Origin of the sequence: Pseudomarimonas arenosa (genome assembly GCF_014841215.1) — a bacterium.
Classification (GTDB): Bacteria; Pseudomonadota; Gammaproteobacteria; order Xanthomonadales; family Xanthomonadaceae; genus Pseudomarimonas; species Pseudomarimonas arenosa.
This window is the reverse complement of sequence record NZ_JACYTR010000065.1, coordinates 18,086-27,198: the sequence shown is the minus strand read 5'-3', so window position 1 is coordinate 27,198 and position 9,113 is coordinate 18,086. Positions and strand designations below refer to the sequence as shown.

At 63.1% G+C, this 9,113-nt stretch carries 8 protein-coding genes and 2 tRNA genes; 3 read left to right on the top strand and 7 right to left on the bottom strand.

Features of this window, described 5'->3' with window-relative positions; translation table 11 throughout:
- Nucleotides 1-252: 252 nt before the first annotated feature.
- The 3 genes from IFO71_RS18835 to IFO71_RS18825 form a co-directional block, all read right to left on the bottom strand.
- Nucleotides 253-326, bottom strand: a tRNA-Cys gene (locus IFO71_RS18835).
- A gap of 108 nt (nucleotides 327-434) precedes the next feature.
- Nucleotides 435-510 (bottom strand) — tRNA-Gly (locus IFO71_RS18830).
- A gap of 204 nt (nucleotides 511-714) precedes the next feature.
- The gene (locus IFO71_RS18825) at nucleotides 715-2,034 is read right to left on the bottom strand and encodes an HD-GYP domain-containing protein (protein ID WP_192031226.1); all 1,320 of its coding nucleotides are present in this window, start codon (nucleotides 2,032-2,034) and stop codon (nucleotides 715-717) included.
- 180 nt (nucleotides 2,035-2,214) lie between these two features.
- Between IFO71_RS18825 and IFO71_RS18820 the strand changes: the two genes are divergently transcribed.
- Nucleotides 2,215-4,296 (top strand): oxidoreductase, encoded by a 2,082-nt coding sequence (locus IFO71_RS18820; protein ID WP_192031225.1) that lies wholly within the window; start codon nucleotides 2,215-2,217, stop codon nucleotides 4,294-4,296.
- 11 nt (nucleotides 4,297-4,307) lie between these two features.
- Here the strand turns inward: IFO71_RS18820 and IFO71_RS18815 are convergent, their stop codons facing one another.
- The 3 genes from IFO71_RS18815 to IFO71_RS18805 form a co-directional block, all read right to left on the bottom strand.
- Nucleotides 4,308-4,691, bottom strand: a complete 384-nt coding sequence (locus IFO71_RS18815; protein ID WP_192031224.1) for a hypothetical protein — start codon at nucleotides 4,689-4,691, stop codon at nucleotides 4,308-4,310.
- Nucleotides 4,692-4,814: 123 nt separating this feature from the next.
- Nucleotides 4,815-5,036, bottom strand: a complete 222-nt coding sequence (locus IFO71_RS18810; protein ID WP_192031223.1) for a hypothetical protein — start codon at nucleotides 5,034-5,036, stop codon at nucleotides 4,815-4,817.
- The gene (locus tag IFO71_RS18805; RefSeq protein WP_192031222.1) at nucleotides 5,033-5,656 is read right to left on the bottom strand and encodes an adenylate/guanylate cyclase domain-containing protein; all 624 of its coding nucleotides are present in this window, start codon (nucleotides 5,654-5,656) and stop codon (nucleotides 5,033-5,035) included. Before IFO71_RS18805 ends, IFO71_RS18810 begins: the two co-directional genes overlap by 4 nt.
- Nucleotides 5,657-5,843: 187 nt before the next feature.
- Between IFO71_RS18805 and IFO71_RS18800 the strand changes: the two genes are divergently transcribed.
- Nucleotides 5,844-6,575 (top strand): arginyltransferase, encoded by a 732-nt coding sequence (locus IFO71_RS18800; RefSeq protein WP_192031221.1) that lies wholly within the window; start codon nucleotides 5,844-5,846, stop codon nucleotides 6,573-6,575.
- 62 nt (nucleotides 6,576-6,637) lie between these two features.
- Nucleotides 6,638-7,858, top strand: coding sequence for an endonuclease/exonuclease/phosphatase family protein (locus IFO71_RS18795; protein ID WP_192031220.1), 1,221 nt, complete (start codon nucleotides 6,638-6,640; stop codon nucleotides 7,856-7,858).
- Nucleotides 7,859-7,907: 49 nt separating this feature from the next.
- Here the strand turns inward: IFO71_RS18795 and purT are convergent, their stop codons facing one another.
- On the bottom strand, nucleotides 7,908-9,104 hold the full coding sequence (gene purT / locus IFO71_RS18790; RefSeq protein WP_192031219.1) for a formate-dependent phosphoribosylglycinamide formyltransferase: 1,197 nt from the start codon (nucleotides 9,102-9,104) through the stop codon (nucleotides 7,908-7,910).
- Nucleotides 9,105-9,113 lie beyond the last annotated feature (9 nt).

Genomic DNA, 9,113 nt, shown 5'->3' with positions numbered 1-9,113 from the left:
GTCGCAGCTACGCGGGACTGCGTCCCGATCTCGCCCAAGTGGGCCCACCACTTGGGCTCGTCGCGCCTTGCACTCGACGCAAAGTCCTCGGTGATCATCCGCGCCCCCTCATGAAGTATCCGGGCTAGCTTGAGAACGGGGTCCAGTTTGCACAGCCGTGGGCCGAGCACTGAGCTACCGCCGACTACCCAAGCAGCAGAGTCAAACTCAGGCAACAAAAAACCCGCCGAGGCGGGTTCTTGTCTGTTGCTTTGGAGGCCTGGGTCGGAATCGAACCGGCGTACACGGCTTTGCAGGCCGCTGCATGACCACTCTGCCACCAGGCCTTGGTGACGTATTTTAGCTTTCTGATCCTTAGCTTCGCCGAAAGAAACCAAACGAATCCTGGACCGAAAAAAACAAAACCTCGGAGGTCCGAGGTTTTGCCGAAAACTTGGAGCGGGAAACGAGACTCGAACTCGCGACCCCGACCTTGGCAAGGTCGTGCTCTACCAACTGAGCTATTCCCGCGGTGAGCTGCGCATTATGCGGATTCTCGAAACGAAGTCAACAACATTTTTCGAAGCCGCTGTCGCACCAGCAACCCTGCCATTCTAACTCGACCACGGTGGATCGGTGCAGTGCTGTGTCATCGTCGGGCGGCCGAACCGAGTTCGGACCTGTGCCGAACTCGGCGCGTTTGAAGAGTCCAGGACGGATTTGTTCAGACCTTCCCTAGGCCAGCTCCGCCGGCGGTTCCTGCAGCCGCAGCTGCAGCGGCTGCAGGAACAGCGCGGTGCGGGCCAGACGGCGGGCGCGTTGTGCCCAGCGCGCGTTGAGTTGGCTGGGGTCGACGCTGCGTCGGATGCTCAAGCCTCGCTCAGGCTCGATATCGATGGCCAGACTGGGCTCATAGTCGTCCGGGTGCTCAACGATCTGGACCTTGGGCGTGAGTGACATGCCGGGCCGGGACCCCACCACAATCGCCATCCGATAGTCGCTGAGCTCGACCAGCGACCCCGGTGGATACACGCCCATGATGCGAATGAAGCGTGGCAGCATCACCGGGTCGAAGTGAGCGCGTTCCTGTGCGTACATCTGGCGCAGGGCCTGGTATGGGGTGAGGCCCAATTCCGCATGCAGGGGCGCGATCAGGTTCTGATAGCGGTTCACCACCGCCAGCACGCGTCCGGCCGTGGTCATCTGCTCGCCGCGCAAACCGGCCGGGAAGCCGCTGCCATCGACGTGCTCATGGTGCTCGGCAATGCCGCGCATCACCGACCAGGGCAGATCCATGCGCTCGGCCAGCTCAACACCCAGTTCCACGTGACGGCGATAGGTGACGCGCTCAAACTCGGTCAAGCGGCCGTTGTCCTCGTGCAGAAATGCCGGAATCTTGGCCTTCCCCATATCGTGCAGCAGGGAAGCCATCACCAGCTCTTTCATCGCCGGATGAGAAAACCCGCTGTGCCGCGCCAACAGGATGGCCAGGGCAGTGACGCCGACTTCATGACCAGAAAGCTGGTCACCGATGCGTGGATCAAGCATGCGGATCGACACTTCATCCAGCTCGCCGATCCATTCCAGCATCGACTGCGCCAGCTGCGCCGTGGCCTGGGCAGCCGCGACGGGGTTGTCATTGATCTGCCGAATGATGCGCTGATGGCTGCGCGCCGCGTGGGTGAACTCGGCCTCCACCCGCGCCAGCTCTGCCTGCTGTCGCTCAAGTGGCGTGCTGGGTGGGCGGTCGCTGCTGCGGCGCGCCGGTGATGTATCACGTGTGGGTTCGATTCGGATCTCAGGCGCTAAACCAGCTCCTTCGCCGACCTGCTCGGCGCGCAACTCGGCCACCGGCAGCGGCGGCTGAATGCTGCGTTCCGGGCAATAGCGCAATTGACGCGGTCCCAGCGCGCGCAGCTGTGTGAGCTGCTCCTCGGTTTTAATGGTAAAGCTGTTAAACGCGAAAGGATGCTTGCGCCAGCCCAGATCAAGAACGACATACATGCCGATCTGTAGCCGGTCGACATCCACCATTGGAAGCTTTTCCGAACCCATGACACGCGCTCCCGCATTGCATGCTTGATCATACGACGTTCCCGTTCGGCGGCATTGTGATGCGCATGTCATTACCGGCCGTTTGTCCGCCTGCAACGCGCTTTCGGCGGAATGGGTCTTGACCAAGACAGGTCGCGGCGATTCGGCGCAGAATGGCGCTCCCCGCAAATAGCAGCAATCATGACTGAACACCCGTTTGCCGAACTGTTTGAGCCGCTGCAGATCGGACCGGTTTGCGCGCCGAACCGCTTCTATCAGGTCGCCCACTGCAATGGCATGGGCCATCGCATGCCACAGGCTCTGGCCGCGCTGCGCGGAATCAAGGCCGAAGGCGGTTGGGGGGTGGTATGTACGGAGGAAGTCGAAATCCACCCAAGCGGCGATCTGTCGCCCTGTTTTGAAGGCCGGCTTTGGGACCAAGACGACGCCCCCGCCCTGCGTTTGATGGCAGACGCGGTTAAACAGCAAGGTGCACTGGCCGCCATTCAGTTGGTTCACAACGGCGTCGACGCACCCAATCTCTACTCGCGCCTCACCCCGATTGGCCCGCGCTCGCAGGGCGTGATCGGTGGTTCGGGCTACGAGCCGGCGCAGACCCGGCGCATGGACAAGCGCGATATCGCCGAGCTACGGGCTTGGCATCGGCAAGCGGCCCGGCACGCTCGCCAAATCGGTTTCGACATCATCTACGCCTATTGCGGTCACGGCCTTAGCCTGCCATTTCACTTTCTGTCGCGGCGATTCAATGATCGCAGTGACGAGTATGGTGGCTCGCTGCAGAACCGCTCGCGGCTTCTGCGCGAACTGCTGGAAGATCTGCACGACGAGGTGGGTGATCGCTGCGCCGTTGCCCTGCGCTTTTCCATCGATGAATTGCTCGGTCCCGCGGGTATCGAGGCCGGCGCGGAAGGCCAGGATCTGATCGGCCTGCTGGCCGACCTGCCCGATCTGTGGGACGTCAACATCAGTGGCTGGTCGAATGACTCCCTGCCCTCGCGCTTTGGCGCCTCGGGCTTTCAGGACGCGTACACCCGACTGGTCAAGTCGATTACCGGCAAGCCGGTGGTCGGCGTGGGCCGCTATACCTCGCCCGATCACATGTTGAAGCTGATTCGCAGCGGTCACCTCGATCTGATCGGCGCGGCGCGGCCATCGATTGCCGATCCATTTCTGCCGAACAAGATCCGCGAGCTACGCCTGGAGGATATTCGCGAGTGCATTGGCTGCAACATCTGCGTGGCGGCCGACAATCGCTCGGTGCCGATTCGCTGCTCGCAGAACCCGACCATGGGCGAGGAGTGGCGTCGCGGCTGGCATCCCGAACGCGTTGACCCTCTCGACAGCCCAACCAAGCTGCTGGTCGTGGGTGGCGGGCCTGCCGGTCTGGAGGCTGCCCTGACGGCCGCGCGCCGCGGCGCCGACGTGATGCTGGCCGAGGCCGGAACGCAGTTGGGTGGCCATCTGCGCCACTGGTCGGCTTTGCCCGGCATGCGCGAATGGATGCGCGTCGTGGATTGGCGCATGACCCAGCTGCAACGCTTGCCAAACGTGGCGATCTATCCTGATAACCCGCTCAGCGCCGACGACATTCTGGCGCTGGAGATTGACGATGTGATCATCGCCACCGGCAGCCGCTGGCGCCGCGATGGTCACGGACGATCCTATCCCCACGGCATCGAGCTGGCCGGCGCTTCGATCCCCGTGCTAAGCCCGGATGAGGTGGGCGCGCAACGAACAATCAACGGCCATTGCCTGATCGTCGATGATGATCACTACCTGATGGCCAGCCTGCTGGCCGAACAACTGGCCGTGGCCGGCACCCGGGTCACCCTGATCACCTCCGCGCCGCAGGTGGCAATCTGGTCGCAGAACACGCTGGAGCAATCGCGCACCCAGGCGCGACTGATGAAACTCGGTGTGGATATTCGCGTGCAGCATCGATTGCTGGCATTGCAGGATCAATCCGCCCGACTGCAGCACGAGATTTCTGCCGACGCATTGAGCATGGATATCGACGCCTTGCTGCTAGTCACCGATCGTGAGCCCAACCGTCGACTGTACGACGCACTGATCGCCGCCGGCGCTAACCAGCGCTTTCGCTCGCTGCAGTTGATCGGCGACGCCGAGGCACCGGGCCTGTTGGCGCACGCAGTGTTTTCCGGGCATCTGGCCGCTCGTTCGCTTGCTCGGCCAGAGGCCCAGACACCGCTGCGCGGCGCCGCGTTTCGGCGCGAACTGCCGCGCTCAGTGCTGGCCGGCTGAGAGTCGGCCAGTCAGGCGCCGAGCGACATCACGACCAATGCCGCAAATGACAGGAACAGGGCACAGAACAGCCACAGCGCCAGCAGCAAGGCCCATAGCGGATACAGCACTCGCCGTGCCGCTCCTGGCCGGGCAGCGCCGGACACCGTCCAGCACCAGGCCAGTGCCGCTATCCCCGAGGAAATCCACATCGGAAACGACAGCCCCAGTATCTGCTGCAGCAGGCCCAGCAAGGTCACCACGAATATGGCCTGCGCCGAGGCGTACAGCGACACCGCCCAGGCTTCCGCTGCATTCAGCCGCTGCCTGGCGGCGCCCCAGATGCCTGCCGCCAGCACGGGGAGCCCAGCCAGAATCAATACTTCGGGCTGGGATCGCTTGAGAGCTCCAATCAAGTAGCCCACCGCGTAGCCGAGTCCGTGGGCCCGACTGCCTTGGGTGCTGCCGGCCTGACCGTACCATGTCTGCCAGTCGATGCTGCGACCGTCGCCCAGCCACCACAGCGGCCAGGCCCACCATCACCAGCAGGTAGCGAAACGGCCGAGTGACCTGTGATCACGGCGCACGATCCAGTCATCCAGCGCGCGCCGCGGCGAGCGGGTCAAGCGCCAGACAGTGCGCGGCAGGCCGCGATCGGCACGCAGCCATTCATCCTGGATTTCGGCAAATGCGTCCCTCAGCAGCAAGCGTGGTATCGCCTGGCTCACCTGCTGATCCTTGAGTTCAGACTCGCTTGTCAAGATAGCAACCTCAGTGATAGGGCCTGTAGTGACAGACCGGAAATTCGATAGGTTCTGGACTCCATCTGCCAGCATTGGCCTTCATCGCTGGGCGGCTGCCCCAGTTCGGTCATGGCGTCTGCGGTGATCAGAATTTCGCCTGGCTCAGCCAGATCCTCGCCAAGCTTGCAGGCTCGATTCACCGCATCGCCGAAGAAATCGCGTTGTTCCACCACCAGAATCTCGCCAACATCGATGCCGCAGGCGATATGGATGTCGAGGGCCTCGGGCGTGAGCCGATTCGCCGCATCAAACGCCAGGTTAAGGGCGGTGGCGGCGCGCAGCGCGCCCTCCACCTCGGGAAAAATGGCGAAGGCGTTGTCCGCCTCGAATTTCAGCAGCACCCCGCCGAAACTGCGAATGATCGGCTCGGCAGTGAGTTGCATGCGCCGCACCATCGACAGGTAGTGAACGATGCCGTAGCGGCTGGTGAGGGAAGAAAAGCCCGACATGTCCACCACCAGTACGACCTGACGGCTGCCGTAGTCGCGCCAGATGTCCTGTTCGATGCGCTGACGCTGAGCCTCGTCGGCTTCCTGCGAAAAGCGCAGCAGTACGTCCTGAAACGGGTGATCACGCATGGAGTACGTCCGGCTACCGCACCGAGGCTTGCAAGCATGGTAAACGACGAAGGCTCGGACAGGTCGCGAAGGCTGATCCGACGCCACGATAAAGACTCGCCGTGCCATCCGCGCCGGACCTCTGCGCTGCACAAGCAAAGCGTGACCGGGTTTGCATGTTGCATCAACGCCAACCGTACAATGCGGTATGACCTCGGCCCCCACTCGCACTCGCAGCGTTCGGCTGTTCCAGACAGCGCCGCATGCCTGTGGCTACTATCCCGACAGGCAGGCGCAGGATCTGCTGCTCGACCCTTGGGAAACCCAGCTTGGCGATGCCTATTCGATGGCGGTGGCAGCCGGCTTTCGTCGCTCCGGGGGGCAGGTCTATCGTCCGCGCTGCGAAAACTGCCGCGCCTGCCGACCAATGCGCCTGCCGCTCGGCGAGTTTCGCCCCAACCGCTCGCAGCGCCGCTGCTGGCAGCGCAACGCCGATCTCGAGTTGATCGACGAGGTGACCCAGCCCACCGCCGAACACTTCGCCCTGTTCAAGCGCTACCTCGGTGCACGGCATCGCGGTGGCGGCATGGACCAAGGCGATTCCAGTGATTTCGAGGCCTTCACTTGCAGCCATTTCAGCGACACACGATTCCTCGAGTTGCGCCATCAAGGGCAGTTGCTGGCGGTGGCGGTGACCGACGTGCTGCCGGATGCGCTATCAGCGGTGTACACCTGCTTCGATCCCGATCAGTCTGCTCGCGCACTCGGCACACTGGCCATTTTGCGTCAGATCGACTGGGGCCGCGCGCAGGGCAAGCGCTTCCTCTACCTCGGATTCCTCATCGAGGGCCACCCGAAGATGGCCTACAAGGCGCGCTTCCGGCCGGCAGAGTGGTTGCAGAGCGAGGGCTGGCGTCCGTATCGCCCGCCTGCCGAGTGAACGAGGTCGACCGCAAGGCCAACAACCGCTAGGCTGCCGCCTCCGTCCTGTTCGAAAACGCCATGTTTCGCTCACCGCTATGTGCCCTGTTGATCGCCCTGTCGATGGCCGCCGACGGCGCCCCGCTTGCTGAGGAGTCCATGACCGTCGCCGCCGAAGCGCCGACCACCGTGCGGGTCGCTACTTTCAATACCTCGCTGAACGACGATCGCGGACAGTTGATCGAACGCCTGCGACACGGTCACAACGAAGCGCGGCGGGTGGCGGCGGTGATTCAACGCGTGCGGCCCGACGTGCTGCTGCTCAACGAGTTCGATTTCGATCAGGAGCAGCAGGCGGCAGAGCTGTTCCAGCGGCGCTACCTGGAGGTCGGGCAGTTCGGCGAACAACCGATCCACTACGCTTACCGTTTCACTGATGAAGTGAATACTGGCGTGGCCAGTGGCCTGGACATCAATGGTGACGGCAAGGTCGAGGGCCCCAATGACGCCTGGGGCTTTGGTTTCCATCCCGGTCAGTTCGGCATGCTGGTGCTGTCGCGCTACCCACTGGATTCAGCTCAGCTGCGCAGCTTCCGCAAGTTTCTCTGGCATCGGCTACCCGACGCACATCGGCCCATGCAACCGGACAGCGATCCGCCGCGCCCATTCCACGATGAGCGCACATGGCGACAGCTGCGCCTTTCCTCAAAATCCCATTGGGACTTGCCGGTGGACACGCCCGTCGGGCGCATTCATCTGTTGCTCTCGCACCCGACCCCGCCGGTGTTTGATGGCAAGGAAGACCTCAACGGCCTGCGCAATCGTGATGAGTTGGGATTCTGGCGCCACTATCTCGACAGCGATCAGGCACAACCCTGGCTGGTCGACGACCAGGGCCGTCGTGGCCCCCTGTCGGCCGACGCGCGATTCATCGTGATGGGTGATCTGAACAACGACCCGGGCGACGGCAGCGGATACAGCGCAGCGATTGAGGCGCTGCTGCAGCACCCCAGAACAGCACGCTTCGATGCGCCGCAGAGCCTGGGCGGCGAGGAATCGGCACGTCTCAGCCGGCTCAAGCCGGGCGATACACCAGCGCGCACGCACACGGCTTCGTTTGGCTCCTTGGCCGGCAATCTGCGCGTCGATTTTGTCATCCCGTCGGCTGAATTCACCGTTCTGAACGCGGGTGTCTTCTGGCCGACCACCGCTGAGCCCGAGCATCAATGGCTCAGCGCCACCGACCATCGCATGGTCTGGGTGGATTTGTCGGTTAAGGATGCAAGTTCGGAGGAGAACTGAGGTTGAGGTCCGCTGCGTGCAAGACGCACCCGTCAACATCCACGCTTGCTCAGCCCTCGCTGTTCTGCCAGCTCACGCTCAGGGCCGCCGCCGCGCGCCGCGATGTGTCACGCGCGGCATCGATGCTATCGCCACGTGCGAGGCAGACGCCGACCCGGCGTTGACCTTCTACGCGCGGCTTGCCGAACAGGCGCAGAGCGGTGTCGGGCGCAGCCAATGCGGCGGCAACGCCATCGAATATCGGCACACCGCTGCCTTGGGCCAGCAGCGCAGTAGACGCCGAGGGGCCGCGTTGTTCGATATGCGGAATCGGCAGGCCGAGGATGGCGCGAGCATGCAGGGCGAACTCGGACAGCTCCTGTGAAACCAGGGTAACGAGGCCCGTATCGTGCGGCCGCGGACTGACCTCGCTGAACCACACCTCATCACCTTTAACAAATAGTTCAACGCCAAACACGCCGAAACCACCGAGGTCATCAGTAATCGCCTTGGCCACCGCCTGGGCGCGCTCCAGCGCCAGGGACGACATCGACTGCGGCTGCCAGCTTTCCCGGTAGTCACCGTCAATCTGCAGGTGGCCGATCGGCGCGCAGAAGTCGGTGCCGTGACTATGTCGCACGGTGAGCAGGGTGATTTCGTAGTCGAAATCGATAAAACCCTCGACGATCACCCGGCCCTGACCGGCACGACCGCCTTCCTGGGCGTAACGCCATGCTTCATCGATCTGTTGCTCATTGCGGACAACGCTTTGTCCCTTGCCGGATGAACTCATCACCGGCTTGACCACACAGGGCAGTCCCAGTACAGCAATCGCCTTGCGGTAGTCCTCCACGGTGTCAACGAAACGATAGGGCGAGGTCGGCAGGCCCAGCGATTCGGCGGCCAGGCGACGAATGCCCTCGCGATCCATGGTCAACCAGGCCGCTCGTGCCGTCGGAATCACCCGCAGGCCGTCAGACGCTTCCAGTTCCACCAGGGTCGGTGTGTGAATCGCCTCGATCTCCGGTACCACCAGATGCGGCTTTTCCCTGGCAATCAACGCCCTGAGTGCCGCCGGATCGAGCATGTTCAGCACATGCGAGCGATGCGCCACCTGCATGGCCGGCGCGTTGGCGTAGCGATCGGCGGCAATGACTTCCACGCCAAATCGTTGCAGCTCAATCGCCACTTCCTTGCCCAACTCGCCACTGCCGAGCAGAAGCACGCGAAAACCGCTATCGCTAAGGGGGGTTCCGAGTGTGGTCATGCTGGGCTC

Coding starts and splice junctions, on each gene's coding strand:
- IFO71_RS18825 (WP_192031226.1), bottom strand. CDS start 2,034: ATGGGTTCGGAAAAGCTTCCAATGGTGGATGTCGACCGGCTACAGATC.
- IFO71_RS18795 (WP_192031220.1), top strand. CDS start 6,638: ATGTTTCGCTCACCGCTATGTGCCCTGTTGATCGCCCTGTCGATGGCC.
- IFO71_RS18800 (WP_192031221.1), top strand. CDS start 5,844: ATGACCTCGGCCCCCACTCGCACTCGCAGCGTTCGGCTGTTCCAGACA.
- IFO71_RS18820 (WP_192031225.1), top strand. CDS start 2,215: ATGACTGAACACCCGTTTGCCGAACTGTTTGAGCCGCTGCAGATCGGA.
- IFO71_RS18805 (WP_192031222.1), bottom strand. CDS start 5,656: ATGCGTGATCACCCGTTTCAGGACGTACTGCTGCGCTTTTCGCAGGAA.
- purT (WP_192031219.1), bottom strand. CDS start 9,104: ATGACCACACTCGGAACCCCCCTTAGCGATAGCGGTTTTCGCGTGCTT.